Annotated in this window: 10 protein-coding genes; 3 read left to right on the forward strand and 7 right to left on the reverse strand. The window is 44.9% G+C overall.

What is annotated here, in order from left to right:
• Position 1 precedes the first annotated feature (1 nt).
• The 7 genes from R7O03_RS10590 to hemL form a co-directional block, all read right to left on the reverse strand.
• The gene (locus R7O03_RS10590; RefSeq protein ID WP_130545024.1) at positions 2–1,027 is read right to left on the reverse strand and encodes an ABC transporter permease; all 1,026 of its coding nucleotides are present in this window, start codon (positions 1,025–1,027) and stop codon (positions 2–4) included.
• Positions 1,028–1,029: 2 nt separating this feature from the next.
• Positions 1,030–2,016 (reverse strand): ABC transporter permease, encoded by a 987-nt coding sequence (locus tag R7O03_RS10595; RefSeq protein ID WP_005380038.1) that lies wholly within the window; start codon positions 2,014–2,016, stop codon positions 1,030–1,032.
• 170 nt (positions 2,017–2,186) lie between these two features.
• On the reverse strand, positions 2,187–3,869 hold the full coding sequence (locus R7O03_RS10600; RefSeq protein WP_005380037.1) for an ABC transporter substrate-binding protein: 1,683 nt from the start codon (positions 3,867–3,869) through the stop codon (positions 2,187–2,189).
• A gap of 781 nt (positions 3,870–4,650) precedes the next feature.
• The gene (locus R7O03_RS10605; RefSeq protein WP_005380036.1) at positions 4,651–8,037 is read right to left on the reverse strand and encodes a response regulator; all 3,387 of its coding nucleotides are present in this window, start codon (positions 8,035–8,037) and stop codon (positions 4,651–4,653) included.
• A gap of 226 nt (positions 8,038–8,263) precedes the next feature.
• Complete coding sequence (gene rsmC / locus R7O03_RS10610; RefSeq protein WP_017820412.1) at positions 8,264–9,289, reverse strand: 16S rRNA (guanine(1207)-N(2))-methyltransferase RsmC; 1,026 nt, start codon at positions 9,287–9,289, stop codon at positions 8,264–8,266.
• Positions 9,290–9,365: 76 nt separating this feature from the next.
• Positions 9,366–10,451: an AI-2E family transporter gene (locus tag R7O03_RS10615; protein WP_005386541.1), complete on the reverse strand. Its 1,086-nt coding sequence runs from the start codon at positions 10,449–10,451 to the stop codon at positions 9,366–9,368.
• Between the two features lie 345 nt (positions 10,452–10,796).
• Positions 10,797–12,092: a glutamate-1-semialdehyde 2,1-aminomutase gene (gene hemL / locus R7O03_RS10620; protein WP_005380032.1), complete on the reverse strand. Its 1,296-nt coding sequence runs from the start codon at positions 12,090–12,092 to the stop codon at positions 10,797–10,799.
• Between the two features lie 246 nt (positions 12,093–12,338).
• On the opposite strand from hemL, the gene erpA reads away from it, so the two are divergent.
• The 3 genes from erpA (at position 12,339) to vmeK (ending at position 17,015) form a co-directional block, all read left to right on the forward strand.
• Positions 12,339–12,680: an iron-sulfur cluster insertion protein ErpA gene (gene erpA / locus R7O03_RS10625; protein WP_005380031.1), complete on the forward strand. Its 342-nt coding sequence runs from the start codon at positions 12,339–12,341 to the stop codon at positions 12,678–12,680.
• 105 nt (positions 12,681–12,785) lie between these two features.
• Complete coding sequence (locus R7O03_RS10630) at positions 12,786–13,901, forward strand: efflux RND transporter periplasmic adaptor subunit (protein ID WP_213894053.1); 1,116 nt, start codon at positions 12,786–12,788, stop codon at positions 13,899–13,901.
• 9 nt (positions 13,902–13,910) lie between these two features.
• Positions 13,911–17,015, forward strand: coding sequence for a multidrug efflux RND transporter permease subunit VmeK (gene vmeK, locus R7O03_RS10635; protein WP_318131702.1), 3,105 nt, complete (start codon positions 13,911–13,913; stop codon positions 17,013–17,015).
• Positions 17,016–17,074 lie beyond the last annotated feature (59 nt).

Consider the following 17,074-nt stretch of genomic DNA (forward strand, 5'->3'; position numbering starts at 1 on the left):
ATTATTTATCTCCGCTCCATAGTGCATTTTGTGGTGCCAGTTCAGGCTCACGCTCTTTCTTGTCTTTTGCTGCTAGTTTTTTCCAGCGTTTCATGCCTTTGTGAGAACGAAGTTGAGGGTTCGCAATTTCGTCAACGGCAAAGTTCAACAGAGCAAGACCAGTAACCAGTAGTGTTAGGGCAATACAAGGTGCTAGTACTTCCCACCATGCGCCAATCAGCATGGCTGATGAGGTTTGCACGTTGTAAAGCATGATGCCCCAACTGATCGTGTTGGCATCACCCAAACCTAGGAACGAAATGACCGCTTCAGTGTTGATCGCCAGCATTACTGAGCCAATGAAGCTCGCACCGACAATTGGGATAAGGTTTGGTAAAATCTCAACGAAGATGATGCGGAATGAAGACTCTCCCAATACTTCGGCAGCTTTAACGAACTCTTTCTCGCGTAGTGCCATAGTTTGAGAGCGGACAACACGTGCACCCCATGCCCAAGAAGTACCAGCGATAATCAAGGCAATGGTGAGTGGGCCTGCTTCACCGATAAAGGCCGCCAGCACGAATAGCAATGGATACTGCGGAATTACTAACATGATGTTCATTGCGGCACTCAATATGTCATCCACTTTACCGCCGAAGTAACCTGCCGATATACCAATGACTGTTGCTAAGAAACACACGATGATGCCAGCACCAAAGCCTACACCCAGTGATACTCGTGCACCGTAAGCCACCTGCGACCAGATATCGCGACCCATTCGGCTAGTACCTAATACGTGGTCGGCCTTTTTAGACATAAGCAGTGTACGACGATCGTCTGCTAGGTTTTTAGCGACCCAACCATCAGGGTTGTTTTGTGCCTGTTTTACAACAAAGCTTGGGTATTCGTGTGGGTTACCGGTTCGCTTGTCTGGCGCATGCTTTGTAAGTAAAGGAGCGGCAATCGCAACGAACACGAACAGCGTAACAATGCCAAGACCAATGCGAGCAAATGCGTTACCTAAAATAAGTTTGAATAGTTCTTTCATGATTATTTGCCTCCCGTACGTAGGCGAGGGTCTAGAATCATGTACAGCATGTCAGCCATTAAGTTGAAGCACAGCATGAACATCGTCATGATAATTAACTGACCTTGAAGTACTTGGTAGTCACGAGCGTGAATTGCGTTCAATAGAACAGTACCTAGGCCTGGGTAGTTGAAAATCATCTCGATGATTAATTGACCTCCAATGGCCATACCTAAAGACATAGACAGTGCGGTAACACTTGGAAGTAGTGCGTTACGTGCGGCGTAATTAAAGACGACGCGGTTTTCACTCAGCCCTTTACCTTTAGCCATCGTGATATAGTCTTCGGCGAGAAGGTTGATCATGTTGTTACGCATGTTAACTAGGAAGCCACCAATTTGAACGATGGTTGCACAGAATAGAGGTAGTACAGCGTGGTAACCCACGTTCTTGATGAACTCCCAGCTTGTCCAATCAGGAATAGTACCTGGCGTGTAAGCATAGCCAGATGGGAACCATTTCAGGCCAATCGCAAAGGTAAACAGCGCTAACATTGCGATAACCATTTGTGGAATAGCTTGAATGATCAATGTGCCAGGCGTTACGAATGCATCGTACTTACTACCGCGCTTCCAGGCGGCAAAAATACCAAGGACAGAAGCGATGGAGAAAGAAAGTACAACCGCAGTACCAGCTAGAAATAGTGACCAGCCAAATGCACTACCTAGTAAAGAATTAACTGAAAGAGGGTAGAACTGGATTGATGTACCTAGCTCCCAACTTAGAATGTTTTTAATGTACGAGAAGTACTGAATGTAAATTGGCCCATCAACGAAACCGAGCAGTTCTTTCATTGCTGCGATTCGTTCTGGAGTCACCTGTACTGAAGCATTAGCAAACATCATGGTAACTGGGTCACCAGGCATTGCTCGCGGAATAATAAAGTTTAACGTCGCTGCAACTAAGAGCGCGACAAGATAGAACGACAAACGTCTTAAAAAATAACCCATAACTCACACCTTACTCACCCAGATTTTTTCCCTGTTTCTGGTTTCAGGTCGCTCCTAGCGAAATTTAGAGCGAAAAATCCCCTGACGACGAGCGCCACATATTGGTTTCGTTAACAAGGGATTTTTATAGGCGGCACACGGGATGTATGCCGCTTGAAATGAACTTCTACTTATTTAACTGGTTTTAGGTCCAGTACGTGAAGTAGACGCTCTGGGATACCTGCCCAAATGTTTGGACGGCCCTTAGGGTTTTCTTCGTTCCACCAACCAGTGAAGCGAGTTGTGTTGTATTGGTACATGTACGCGCCAGATAGCACAGGAATAGTTACTTGGTCCTGAGCAATGATCTTCTGAATGCCATGAGCGATCTCTAGTTGTTCTTGCTTATCTGCTGTTTTGTAGAAGCTGTTAAGAAGACCGTCTAGCTTATCGTTCTTGTAGAAGTGCATTGCAAAGCGAGGCATGCCGTCACCAGCTTGTAGCTTCGAGTTGTAGCCACTATCCCAGTACAAGTGTGGATCTGCACCGTGGAAGTAGTTGGTGTAAGCAACGTCGTAAGTACCTTCTAGCATTGCTTGGTTGTATACCGAGAAGTCCGGTGTACGAGCACGAGCTTTAATGCCCACTTCTGCTAGTTGCTCAACGGCTAGTTGTACTGTGTTATTGAAGTCAGTCCAACCGTTTGGTGATTGAATTAGAAGCTCGAAAGACTTGCCAGATGGTGTATCCACAAAGCCATCTTTGTTTACATCTTTGAAGCCAGCTTTAGCTAGAAGCTTTTTCGCACCTTCCGCGTTGTATGTGTTGTAGCCTTTGTACTTGTTGTGTGTCTCTTCATCAGACCAAGCTTCGAATGCGTAGCCAAGGCCAGATGCGAAGTCGTTCACTGTACCGCCGCCGTAGAAAGCGATATCAATGATAGTTTGACGGTCTAGCGCCATAGAGAACGCACGACGGAAGTCAACGTTAGTTAGCGCTTCGTTTTTCGCAGCGTCTGGGTTTTTGAAGTTCACTACAAATGCTTGAGTACCCGCTGGTGGGTACCAGTAGTGGTGATTCGGACTTGCTGCAGCGTACGTACGGTCGATGTCTGGTACGAATGAAGACGTCCAGTCCATTTCGCCGTTAACGATTTTGCCCAAGAATTGGTCGTTGTTCGCGATTTGCGGCACACGCAGACAGTCTACATCTAGGTTGTCTGCATCCCAATAATTCGGGTTCTCACACTGGATATATAGCTGCGGTGTGAAAGTGTCGATTTCGGTAAATGGACCACTGCCTACTGGATTTTCGTTTGTGAATGTTGCTGGATCTTTGACTTTGCTCCATACGTGCTTAGGTACGACGGGTACTTTCGCAATTTCGTAAGGAACGTTTGAGTTTGCTTCGCTTAGACGGAATTTAACTTGGTAGTCGTTAACTTTTTCTACGCCAGTCACCCAAGAGTTGATACCAGATTGGTCTAGCTCTGGCTTCTCTTTAACTAGGTTGAAAGAGTAAACAACATCATCAGCGGTAAACGCTTTGCCATCAGACCATTTTACGCCCTTACGGATATCGAAGGTTACGCTCATCAGGTCATCAGCCATGGTAAAGTTTTCTGCTAGACGAAATACAGGCGTGTTACCGTGCATTTCGTTAAAAACAACGAGCGGCTCGTAAATAAAGTCGGTTGTTGTGTGCAGGTTAGTTGCACCCAAGAAAGGGTTAAAGTTACGAACGAAAGTTGTAAACTCTTTAGGGTGGATAGTCAGTTCACTGCGTTCAGCCGCAGTAGCTACCGATGCAAAACCTGTAGTAGCCGTTGCAATAATTGCTGTTGCTAGTGCTGTTTTTTTAATATTGGCAAGCATAGCTGTTCCTTACTATTTGCTTTCATTTCACTAAATGGAATTGAATGTCATCAATTGATAAACACTCTCTAAGACCTACCTCTTGTACATGCCTTACTCATTACAACATTGAGTTTCGCCAAGAGTGGCCTGTAGGCCTTAGGCAGGAGTAAGAAAACACCTTATCCATAAAATAATCAAACTTGATTCCCGTTAAAAACGTTAAAATCTCTGAGCTCTCCGTTATAAACGTTATTTTGGCTAATTTTAACCAGTAGAGGGACAAAAAATAAACGTTGATATGCGTCGCAGTTTATATCCTTGTTAATAATGAGTGTTGGTGATTACTAACCTGGTGATCCATTTAAAATATACGTTTCTTGCTTGGTTTCTAGGTTCGGAGATCTCGCTCACATGCAGAAATGGTGTTAATTAATCAGCTAAAAATTAATCTGCCGTTCTGTTGTGATTAAGTTCGCAATCTCTATCAATAGTTCGTCAAAATCCGCTTGTTATCTGAAAAATGGCCTTTTTTATCGACAGTTTTCTTCCGTTTGTCGTCCTTTTTTTATTGTATGAATGAAGTTTTTTGGTTGCTCGAACTTACCTAATTAAGGCCAGTTAAATGGATAAGATCGTACGTTTTGAAGACCAACAATAGATAGCGATGTCTAACCGAATGTTCGTTATTGGAAATATGTTAATGGGGTAGGAAGAGGCGGTCTCTTTTATCTCTAGGAAGGGAATACTCGAATAACAAAAAAGCCCAGCATGCACGCTGGGCTAGTTTTTTTGATAAATATTAGCTGGTCAATAGTCGCTGTAGTTTATCTCGTTGTGCTTCTATGTATGCTCTCTCGGGGCTCTGTTCTTTGCAGTGTTCGAGAATGAACTCTATCGAGCTTAGCACCGTTCTCCAACGTGGTGTTTTGGGTAATGTTTCTATACGCATGTATTTATCTAAAGTGCGTGTTTGCAAAGTACTACGGTCTAGATAAACGCGCCACAAGCCACTTTGCTCTGCAAATGCGAACTTACTTTCACCCGTTACAGATTCCCAATACTCTAAAGCATGTGTCATTGCGTCTACTAGAACTTCTCGCATAAGTTCTTGCTTGTCTTTTTTATTACCGAGCGCTTTGTCTGCAAGGCGCGTAAATTCTCCGCCAAGCTCTTTTAGCTTTTGCAATTGGTCTTTGTCACCATCAAATGCATAACTTGAAAGCACTTCTACGGCGGTTTCTAGATTATGTATGCGAGCGGCACTGGCTCCACCGCCGACATTAAAGATGTACATGATATCTAACCCTGAACCTTCAGGGAGCTTAAGAATGTCTGCTTCGATGTTCTGACGAATATCTTCAATATAGATATCAATCTTGCCACAGTAATGAGGTTGTTTGACGGTCAGATATTTAGGGGCAATCAGCTCATCAGCAGATGAACGCTTTAGCTGTTCTAAGCTGCGCTTGAATAGCTTACAAGCAGCTTCGTTAGCAAAGCGAATACGCTTGTCTTCACGTAGACAGATGATAGCTTCAGGAGCCGATTCTAGCTGTTCCAACAAACGACCTTGAGTCTCAAGTAAGCTTGCTTCAACGACTGCACGCTGTCTAAGTTCAGACTCTAGCACTTTGTTTTCCATATGGCGCATTTCTGCTTTACTTGCCGTTAAATGCGCTTGGATACGTGCCGCCAACTCTTGTTTATTAAATGGTTTCGATAAATAGTCGTTGGCTCCTGCCTCAAAACCTCTTACACGATCTTCTGTTTGACTGAGTGCGGTGAGCATAATGATTGGCAACTCGGCATGATCATAGGTTTCACGTAGTTCACTACAAACTTGGTAGCCGCTCATGCCTGGCATCATGATATCCAATAACAGAAGTTCCGGCTTCTCTTGCTCGACGAGCGCTAACGTTTCTGGCCCATCGGAGACGGTACGCACACGATAGCCCTCTAAACGTAAAAAGCTTTCAAGCACGCGTAAGTTTACTGGTTCATCGTCAGCAACATACAGTAACGGGCCGTCTGGGTTCTCTGGAAGTGATAAGTCTTCACTGTTCTCTACATTAACTTCAGGAATTTGGAAGTGCCCGTGCGCAGCTAGAGTCTGGGTTGCTTGGATTTCTTCTTCACTGGCGAGCGGTAAAGTGAAACTGAAGGTAGTTCCGACCATTGGTTGGCTACTGACGTATAACGAGCCTCCCATTAATTCGATCAATTGACGGCTAATGGAGAGCCCAAGTCCTGCACCTTGACGATAACGGCTCGCGTCTTGCCCTGCTTGGATGAGTGGTTCAAAAATATGTTCAAGTTGTTCTGCGGGAATTCCTTGTCCAGTATCCACAACTTGTACGCGTACATGATCATCTACCACATTAGCGGAGATAACAATTTTACCTTCTGAGGTGTATTTAATCGCATTGCCAATCAGGTTATATAGCACTTGTTCAAGGCGTTGCGGGTCAGCTGACACTGCTTTTAAATCCGCAGGGACTTGGTTGATGATGCGGATGGTTTTACTTCCAAGTAAATGGCTAGAAAGCTCTAAAACCAATCGTGTTGCACTGCCCAAACTCACTGCTGATTTCTGGATATCCATGCTTCCATAACGCATTTTATGATAATCCAACAAGTCATCGACTAGATTAGCGAGACGCTGACCACTTTTAATGATGATATCAAGCTGATATTTCTGGCTAGCGGGGATCGCGCCATTGGCGCCGGACGCTAAGGTTTCAGCAATCCCGACCATGCCGTGTAACGGTGTACGAAGTTCATGAGAAGTCGTGGCTAAGAACTCATCTTTTAATTTATCGGCCAATTGCAGTTCTTCATTCTGTTTCTGAATGATCTGTATGTTGCTTTCTAGTTCTTCATTTTGCTTCTTAATGGTTTGAATCTTCTCTCGAATAGAGCGTTGCATTCGTTCAAAGCTTAACGCAAGCCGACCAATTTCATCTTTACGAACCGTATTAAAAGACGTGTCATCAAGATCCCCTGCAGAGACCTTTTCGGCAACCCAAGTCAATTTCAGCAACGGAGAAGTGATAAAGTTTGATAAATAGTGAGAAGCTATCACCACAAGGATAATGGCGATCAACATAGCGATAACGAATAGTTTTTCGAGTTGATGGATACGAGCGAAAGCTTCGTTTTCTGGTAACTGTACGACGAGCGCCCAAATCACACCACGAGTTTCAATCGGTGCATAAGCCGCGATGATTTCTTCACCTAAGCCGTTCGTGTAAGTGCCGACACCAAACGCACCAGAGAGTGCTTTATCGATCACTTCTAAACTGTTCTTAATGTCGTCTTGTTTCGTGTTAATTGTGCGAGGTTGGTGATCATTTCCAACCAGCAGGGTGTTAATGGATGACTCTCGATTAGCGTCTGCGGCTAACTTAGTGATGCCATTATTTGGCAAGCGGAACATGGCATAGCTGTGTAGATAACCTTGCTGAACAATTGGTGCACCTAGCCAAGCGACTGATTTACCCCCTTCCAGCTCGAAGTCAGACACAATCACAGGAGTGTAGTCTTCGTTTACTTTTCGACGTTCAGTCACATCATCGGCGAGACGCTTGAAAGTTTTGCCAAGTGCCGAGTCTTTGTAGGGGCCTGATAACAAGTTCGTTCCGTAGTTATCGTCTTTGTTGATCGAGTAGGTGACGTTACCATTGATGTCGACCAGCAAAATGTCATTAAAATCAGAGCGCTTGAGGAGCTCCAAGTAGGCCCAATGATAGCGTTTATGTAAAAGTCGGTAACGTTCACTTCCTACATAGTTGGATGACTCGGGTAACGTTGAGGTTTTGATTTGGTCTCCGCTGCCCTCGATGTAGCGCTGTTGGGCGTTTTTACGAGACTCTTCAATATCATTGCCTAAACGACTAAAAGCATTGACGAGACCGTAGAATCGGCCACCACTGGCGTAAGCCAACTCTGAGCGCACAAAGCCCATGACTTCGGTTTCTCGTGCCTCAAAGTAGTCGATGATTTGCTGCTGTTTTGTATCTCGAACAGACAGTAAGTGCGAGGTGCTTTGTTCTTGCAGATCTTTACTGTGGGACTGCAAGAAAAAGATCGCAGTAATGGTAAGAGGTGTGATACTGAGCACCAGAAATGCGGTCATCAGTGTACTCTGAAGGCGCTTAAATTTCTGTTTTTTGTAGAATTTAAACATGGATAAGATTACAACTCATAATGGGCAGTTCTAAAACATACTTCGCTGCCGAGGTTCTCGTTAAAAACGGATAAGATGTTCAACTAGATAGAATTAACAAAATTAACGAGTTTTTTTTCTTTGACAAGAAAGTTAGTTGTAAAGCGTGCAGGGTGACGCAGTTTTTCTTATGAGTGTTGAATTTATGAGAAAAAATCGCGCAGGTTTGTGTCTGCGCGGGGGGAAGTTATGATTTTTTCGCGTAGTAGATAGAAAATTTATTGGTCTTATTTAGCGTCTCGCAATTATTAAACGCCCGCTCGATAATTGGTGGGTATTTTAAGAAGCTATTCGCGACAATCACCATTTCGCCGTCTTTGGTTAGGTATTGTGGCGCCTGACCCAACAAGGTTTCCGCTGCGTTGTAATTTGTGTCTAGACCACTGTGGAATGGCGGGTTGCTGACGATAAAGCGGTAGTCTTTTGCGGTATCCGAGTATATATCTGATGCAAATACGCGTCCGGATAAACCATTCGCTTCTAATGTGGCTTGGCTAGAAGTGATCGCATAAGCATTAATGTCACACATCTCAATCGCGATCTCTGGATTCGCTTTCGCCATAAACGCACCGAGTACACCTGCACCACAACCAAAGTCGAGCACTTTGCCCGACAGCTTAGGTAAGGTTTCAAGCAGCAATCGGCTACCTAAGTCGAACTCGCCATGGCTGAATACGCCAGGTAGGCTCTTAACCGCTAGCGACTGCTCACCGAGTGTAACAGTGTAAGACTTAAACCAATCTGCTTGGTTGAAAGGTTTTGGTTCATTGAGGCAATTACCCCAGTAAAATGAGCAGCGACGAGCAGAGTCGTACTTGTTCACAGGGCCGTATTCTTGGAACATCTTCTCGATGCTCTTGATGCCGGAGCGGTTTTCACCAACGATGACGATTTCGGTGTTAATGCCCAGTTTCGCCATCAACATCGCCAGCAAGTATTCTGCTTCAGCTTTTGCTTTTGGCCAGTATAAAAGGACCATGTCTGCTTTTGTTTCAACATCAAACACAGAGCCAAAATGACTTTTCACTTTGTCAGAGGTTTGAATTTGGCGGTAGTAGCTATAGTTGGAAGTAAACACTTCAACAGACTCACAATGAGCCACTAACTCAAGAGGAAATAGGTCTTCAACTTCACCAGCGACTAAAACGTGTTTTCCGTTGAAGTATTCAAGTTGGCGCTGAGCTATTTGGCTAGGAGCGATATAAGCAGACATAAATTTGGTTCATCAGAAATAATTTGGGGCAGATTTTCGCACAATCTGCCCCAAGCTTGAAGTGATTAAGCGGCGACTAGCTGTTGTCTTGTTGGTTAAGGAAGTCTTTGAATTCTTCCTCGTAGATATTAAACAGTACCATGGTCACGGCAAAAATAAGTGGGCCGTAGATAAGACCAATCAAACCAAACAGATGCAGACCACCCAGTAATGAGAAGAAAATCATAAGGGTATTCATGCCGGCGCTGCCTTGCATTAGCAACGGGCGCAATAGGTTATCTATAGAGCCAACGACAACTACACTCCACACCGTCAAGAAGATAGCCCAAGTCATATCGCCTGTTAAGAACAAGTACGCTGCTGCAGGAATCCAGATTAGCGCGGTTCCTACCACTGGAATAAATGATGCAAAGCCCATCATCGTTCCCCAAAATAACCCAGGGAAGCCTGCTAGCCACATACCGATACCGCCAGCCAGACCTTGAGCAATCGCTGTCATGAATGAGCCCATTACGGCTGATTTAGAAACTTGCTCTATCTCTGTCAATATGCGGTCTTCTTGGCTACGTGAGAGTGGCAGGATATGACGAATCGCAGAGATAATTTTGTCGTGGTCACGAAGCAGAAAAAACAACACAAACAGCATTAGGAAGAAGTTCATTAGGAAGTTGGTTGCGTCTCCTAAAATCTTTGCGCTAATAGCAACTAAGTTAGAGCCAAACGATGTGGCAAATTGCCCAATTTTCTCAGCGATGGCTTTGGGCTCGATTTTATCAAAAGGTAAGTACTCATTAACAATCGCTAAGCCTTTGATAACGAAAGGATGTTGGAATATATCTTGGATACCACCATTGGTAACCCAATTATATGTATTTTGTGAGAAAACAGAGCCTTGCTGAACAATGGCGGCAAACACAAATAAAAGCGGGATAACAATAATAAACGTCAAGACGACACATGACAGCAGTGCCGCCATATTGGGGTGCTTGGGAATTTTCTGCTCAAACCATTCGTGTATCGGAAACATGAGCAAAGAAATGATAAAAGCCATCACAATGGAATTGATATATGGCTCAACCAATAAGTAGCAAGCAAAAGCAGCGGCGAGTAAAGCAACCATTAGTACTCGGTGACTCGACGTTATTTTTACATTATTTGGCATGGTATTAGTCCAACTTACAGGTGACGTTTACGGTTTATGCCTTCAATGATGGCGTGTAACCTTTATTACTTTGCACTCTTAACTCTTTCAAGCTTATGACAATGCCGAATTAGAGCAGGGCGATGTACCTTGCTATAATGACTACAAATCAGTCGGTTATCAATCAAGAGATGAGCTATGGGTTGTTGCAACGGTGATAAAAAGTGTCAAACCGAGAAAAAAGCTAAGCGAATACCGTGGTTTGGCATTGTCGTTGGGGTATTAGCGATATTGGTTATTTTGAATTGGCAATAAAAAAGGACCGTTACGGTCCTTTTCTAAATGCGTTATCGCCGTTTTTAGCGATTACTTCGCTTCTTCTGCAAGAACAGCAAAACAGCGGTCAGCAGCTTCTAGTGTGGCATCAATCTCTTTTGAACCATGAGCGAGTGAAGTAAAGCTCGCTTCAAACGCAGATGGCGCAAGGTAGACACCGTGTTTTAGCATTAAGTGGAAGAAACGCTTGAAGCGTTCTACATCGCACTTCGTTACGTCTTCGTAGCAAGTTACTTTTTCTTGGTCAGTGAAGAAGAAGCCGAACATACCGCCCACTTGGTTAACAACTAGCGGAATACCGTGTTTTTCTGCTAGAGACTTAAAACCTTCAGCAAGTTGTTTCGTTTTAGAAGCTAGGCGCTTTTCGTTGCCTTCTTCTTTTAGAAGGTTCAAACATGCGTAGCCTGCTGCCATTGCGACAGGGTTACCGGAAAGGGTACCAGCTTGGTAAACAGGGCCTGTAGGTGCAACGTATTGCATCACTTCTTTACGGCCACCGAAAGCACCTACTGGCATACCGCCACCAATCACTTTACCCAGTGTCGTTAGGTCGGGTTTGATGTTGTAGTGTGCTTGCGCGCCGCCTAGAGCAACACGGAAGCCTGTCATTACTTCATCAAAAATTAGTAGCGCGCCTTCTTGATCACAGATTTCACGTAGCCCTTCGTGGAAGCCTTCCACTGGTGGAATACAGTTCATGTTGCCTGCTACTGGCTCAACGATGATACAAGCAATTTCGCCTTTGTTAGCAGCAAATAGCTCGCGTACAGAATCTAGGTCGTTGAATGTTGCTGTTAGCGTGTGCTTAGCAAAATCTGCAGGAACGCCAGGAGAGCTTGGTTGACCTAGTGTTAGTGCACCAGAACCTGCTTTTACTAGCAAGCTGTCAGCGTGGCCGTGGTAACAACCTTCAAATTTCATGATCTTGTCGCGACCGGTGAAGCCACGTGCAAGGCGAATCGCGCTCATAGTAGCTTCAGTACCAGAACTTACCATGCGGATTTGCTCCATTGATGGAACAAGCTCAGAAACTAATTCTGCCATCGCGATTTCAAGTTCTGTTGGCGCACCGAAGCTGAGACCGCGTTGCGCTGCATCAATTACTGCTTCGCGGATAACCGCGTGGTTGTGGCCAAGAATCATTGGACCCCAAGAGCCAACGTAATCAATATACGCTTTACCATCGGCATCAAAAATCAGTGGACCGTCTGCTCGTTCGATAAATAGCGGAGAACCGCCAACGCCGTTGAATGCACGAACTGGTGAATTGACACCGCCAGGGATGGTTTGCTGAGCTTTTTGATACAGCTCTGATGATTTGGTCATGGGGTTATCCTCTTTTGATTGCTCGGACCAAGTGGAGCGCATTGTACCTAGCTATAATCAAGTTAGAAACGTTTTGCTTAATTTATGTGTTGTTTCGCAGTGTAATCTTATATATCCGCATCTGTTATAAAGAATCGGCGGCGAATACTTGAACGAGTTTGTCAGGTATTGGATAATCGTCTCAATTAGCACAAATTTGACGTCTTGCTTCAGGCTTGACGCATTACACGAGTGAGAGAGGTCTTCGTGAGCGAAGTAAACGTACCATTATCTTTTTCTGACGCAGCAGCATCTCGCGTTAAAGCATTGATTGCTGAAGAAGAAAACCCAGCATTGAAACTGCGCGTATACATTACTGGCGGCGGCTGCAGCGGCTTCCAATACGGCTTTACTTTTGATGAAAATGTAAACGAAGGCGATACGACAATCGTAAACAGTGGTGTAACACTGGTTGTAGACCCTATGAGTCTGCAATATCTCGTTGGCGGTATTGTTGACTACACTGAAGGGTTGGAAGGAGCGCGCTTCTTCGTAAATAACCCAAATGCAACGACAACATGTGGTTGTGGTGCATCGTTCAGTGTGTAGTTAACACCTAACAGGCAGCTAATGGCTGCCTGTGCTTTATGTAGAAGGATGTCACGTAAAGCACACGCTCGCAGATATGCAGAGAAATAATAAAAAGGACTTTATATGTCTGGACTTTCTTTTGGACGCCGAGTTGTCGAGCGCCCTTGGCTAGTATCTCTTATCCTCGTCTTACTTCTTGTTGCATGGCTAACCATCGGCCAACTCAAAGCACAAGATGATCATCCTAACTCTTCAACATCCACGAACACGACACCACTTGCAAAGGTGATGTTTGATACTTTTCTTGCCGAACCTACCAGTAAAACCATTGAATTGTATGGACGAACAGCGCCCAATCGTCAAGCGCGTCTTGGCGCCGAAGTTGCCGGTAAAATAGTCAGTCTTAACATGAAGAAAGGCCAAGCGGTCAAACAGGGACAAGTGATCGCAAACATCGATAAGCGCGACCTTGGCATTCAACTTAAACGAGCCCAGGCGATGCTGTTGGTTAAAGAAAAAGAGTTTAATGCAGCTAAATCGCTAAAAAGTCGAGGACTGCAAGGTGAGGTTGCATTTGCGACAGCGCAAGCAGCGTTGGTAGATGCACGTGCGAATTTGAGTAACGTGCAAACGGCTTTAAGAAATACTGAGGTTAAAGCGCCATTTGATGGCATCGTAGATCACCACTTTGTTGAGTTAGGTGATTTTGTCGGGATTGGCGATCCTATTGCGACGGTCATTGATTTGGATACTTTAGTGATTGAAGCCGATGTCAGTGAACGGCATATACAATACCTTAAGGAAGGCCTAGAAGCCGACGTAAGAACCATTAACCAACAGCATCATCAAGGTCGTGTACGCTACATTGGACGTGTTTCTTCTGCTTCTACTAATACATTTCCAATTGAAATCGAAATTGATAATCAAGACGCAAGAATTCCTGCCGGTATGAGCGCAGAAGTACAGCTGCCTTTGAGTGAAGTGTTGGCAGTAAAGATTACGGCTGCCATGTTAGCACTAGATGAAGAAGGTAACTTAGGTGTCAAGACACTGCGTAATGAGCATGTTGAGTTTGTTCCAATTCAACTCGTTAAGGCCGAGGATGATGGTGTGTGGCTCTCTGGGTTAGGAGAGCGTGCAGACATTATCGTGCTGGGACAAGGTTTTGTGCGAGATGGTGATCAAGTACTGGCCAATAAAGTTGATGACGTAGTTGTTGAAGCGGCTAGTGAGCAGTAAGGAGCACTTATGTACACTCTGATTGATGCTGCGTTATCCCGCGCTCGCACCATGCTGACATTACTGGTGATGATCTTAATTGCCGGTGTCATTACTTACGTCACTATCCCCAAGGAATCGAGCCCAGATATTACCATTCCTATTATCTACGTTTCTGTTGGGCATCAAGGCATTTCTCCCGTCGATGCCGAACGTTTATTAGTTCGGCCAATAGAGCAAGAGTTGCGCTCTATTGAAGGCGTAAAAGAGATGACCTCTGTGGCATCAGAAGGTCATGCTTCGGTGACGCTGGAATTTAGTGTCGGAGTGGATCTTGATAAAGCGATGGCAGATGTGCGTGATGCGGTTGATCTTGCGAAGCCAAAGTTACCAGAGGACAGTGATGAGCCAACGGTAAACGAAGTCACGTTTGCATCTGAAGAGCCTGTGTTGACCGTTGTGCTCTATGGCACCGTACCAGAGCGAACCATTGTTCAGATTGCCAGAACGTTACGTGATCGTTTGGAAAGTTTCCGTCAGATTCTTGAGGTTGAAATCGCAGGAGATCGCGAAGACATCGTGGAGATAGTTGTCGATCCGCTATTGATGGAAAGCTACGGTCTCGATCAAGCGGATATCTATAATTTAATCGCCTTGAATAACCGAGTTGTGGCAGCGGGGTTTGTCGATACTGGGTATGGACGCTTTTCGGTAAAAGTCCCATCGGTTTTTGATTCACTGAAAGATGTGCTTGAACTACCGATCAAGGTGAATGGCAAAGAGGTGATCACTTTTGGCGATGTGGCGACAGTACGACGTGCATTTCGCGATCCTGAAAGTTTTGCTCGTTTAGATGGCGAATCTGCCATCGTTTTGGACGTAAAAAAACGGGCAGGGGAAAACATCATTGAAACGGTTGAGCTGGTAAAAGAAGTACTGGCTCAGGGACAGAAGCGCGCCGAGTGGCCCGACAATTTGCAAGTTAAATACACTTGGGATCAATCCGACGATGTCAAATTGATGCTCAGTGATCTACAAAACAATATCTTATCCGCAATTATCCTCGTAGTTATCGTCATTATTGCCATATTGGGGGTTAGGACCGCGCTTCTCGTGGGGATTTCTATTCCAGGATCGTTCTTGACTGGGTTGTTGGTGTTATCGGTATTTGGGCTGACGGTCAATATCGTCGTACTGTTTGCTTTAATTATGGCAGTAGGCATGTTGGTGGATGGTGCCATTGTGGTGACAGAGTTTGCAGATCGGCGCATGCAAGAAGGAACGCCACGTAAAGAAGCTTATCGAGATGCAGCAAAGCGAATGGCCTGGCCTATTACCGCATCCACAGCAACCACATTGGCTGCGTTTGCTCCGTTACTTTTCTGGCCAGACATTACTGGTGAGTTCATGAAGTACTTACCACTTACTTTAATTGCTACCTTGGCCGCTTCACTGATGATGGCTTTACTGTTCGTTCCTGTCATCGGTGGGATCATTGGCAAGCCTCAAGTAGTCAATCAGAAAGCTCAGCGAGAAATGGTTGAGCTGCATAACGGCAACTTTGAAAAAGCGACAGGCATTACCAAACTTTATTACCAGACTCTGTCGGTAGCGATTCGTCATCCATGGAAAGTCTTACTCAGCGCGATACTGCTAGCGGCAGGTGTCGGCTTCACTTACAACAAAGCTGGCTTGGGTGCAGAGTTTTTCCCTGAAGTGGACCCTGCCTTTTTTACCGTTAAAGTTCGTTCTTATGGTGACTTGTCTATTCACGAAAAAGATGTTGTTATGCGCAAAATCGAGAAGGTGATGCTCGGTCATGACGAGTTTGAAAGTGTCTACACGCGCACAGGATCGAGCGATAATGGGGACGAGATTGGCCAGATTCAAATAACGCCTGTGGATTGGCAATATCGACGCAAAGTGAAAACCATTATTGAGGAACTAAAAGAGACGACAGACCGCTTTTATGGTGTTGAACTTGAGTATAAATTCCCGGACGCAGGACCGCCTGTCGAGCATGATCTCGTGATTGAAGTGTCATCACGAAATTTGAGTGTTAGTGCGTTAGATGAAGCAGCCAAAAAAGTACGACATTGGGCTGATGGTAATCCTGCACTGACCAACTTGAGTGATACCACTAATAAGGAAGGGATTGATTGGCAAATTGATATCCAGCGAGATGACGCCTCTCGCTTTGCAGCGGATGCTACTTTAGTCGGGAATACCGTCCAGTTTGTTACGAACGGCTTGAAAATAGGCGATTATTTGCCCGATGATGCGGATGAAGAAGTCGATATTTTGGTGCGCTATCCGCAAGATAAGCGCGACATAGGTCGATTTGATCAACTGAGAGTGAAAACGGCAGCTGGTCTGGTACCGATTACGAATTTTGCTCAAATCAAACCAGATCATAAGCAAGACACTATTCGTCGGGTCGACGGTCATCGAGTTATCAATATTAAAGCGGATATGGTGGAAGGTTACAATTTGGCGCTTGAGTTACCTAAGATTGCCGCTGGAATGGAACAGCTCGACTTACCGGAAGGCATTGAATATAAGATTCGGGGTCAAAATGAAGAGCAGGAAAACTCATCAGCATTCTTGCAAAATGCTTTTATTGTCGCGCTTGGTGTGATGGCTTTGATTTTAATTACGCAGTTTAATAGCTTTTATCAAGCTTTCTTAATCCTTAGTGCAGTGCTGTTTTCTACCGTTGGTGTCTTCGCCGGGTTACTTATTTTCCAAAAGCCATTTGGCATCATTATGTCGGGAATTGGAGTGATTGCGTTGGCTGGTATCGTGGTAAACAACAATATTGTTTTAATCGATACTTATAATCAGATGCGTAAACGTGGCTTAGAAAAATCTGAGGCTATTTTGCGTACGGGTGTGCAGCGTTTAAGACCCGTTTTACTTACGACGGTGACCACCATATTAGGCTTATTGCCAATGGTGTTAGAAATGAACATCGACTTAGTTAATCAGAAAGTGGAGTTTGGCGCACCAAGCACTCAATGGTGGTCTCAGCTTGCGACCGCTGTCGCGGGTGGTTTGGCGTTTGCGACTTTGCTAACGTTAGTTCTGACACCGTGTTTGCTTATGCTCGGGAGAGAGCATCACTCCGAACAGTAAGCTTTATCGTGATGATATCGACAAAACAAAAAGGGCAGCTTCGCTGCCCTTTTCAATAC

It is taken from the genome of Vibrio sp. Vb2960, from assembly GCF_033337665.1.
GTDB classification, from domain to species: domain Bacteria; phylum Pseudomonadota; class Gammaproteobacteria; order Enterobacterales; family Vibrionaceae; genus Vibrio; species Vibrio alginolyticus.

Excerpts from the sequence above, each read along its gene's own strand:
- R7O03_RS10590 (WP_130545024.1), bottom strand. The coding sequence starts at position 1,027 with ATGAAAGAACTATTCAAACTTATTTTAGGTAACGCATTTGCTCGCATT.
- vmeK (WP_318131702.1), top strand. The coding sequence starts at position 13,911 with ATGTACACTCTGATTGATGCTGCGTTATCCCGCGCTCGCACCATGCTG.
- R7O03_RS10605 (WP_005380036.1), bottom strand. The coding sequence starts at position 8,037 with ATGTTTAAATTCTACAAAAAACAGAAATTTAAGCGCCTTCAGAGTACA.
- R7O03_RS10595 (WP_005380038.1), bottom strand. The coding sequence starts at position 2,016 with ATGGGTTATTTTTTAAGACGTTTGTCGTTCTATCTTGTCGCGCTCTTA.
- rsmC (WP_017820412.1), bottom strand. The coding sequence starts at position 9,289 with ATGTCTGCTTATATCGCTCCTAGCCAAATAGCTCAGCGCCAACTTGAA.
- hemL (WP_005380032.1), bottom strand. The coding sequence starts at position 12,092 with ATGACCAAATCATCAGAGCTGTATCAAAAAGCTCAGCAAACCATCCCT.
- R7O03_RS10615 (WP_005386541.1), bottom strand. The coding sequence starts at position 10,451 with ATGCCAAATAATGTAAAAATAACGTCGAGTCACCGAGTACTAATGGTT.
- R7O03_RS10600 (WP_005380037.1), bottom strand. The coding sequence starts at position 3,869 with ATGCTTGCCAATATTAAAAAAACAGCACTAGCAACAGCAATTATTGCA.
- R7O03_RS10630 (WP_213894053.1), top strand. The coding sequence starts at position 12,786 with ATGTCTGGACTTTCTTTTGGACGCCGAGTTGTCGAGCGCCCTTGGCTA.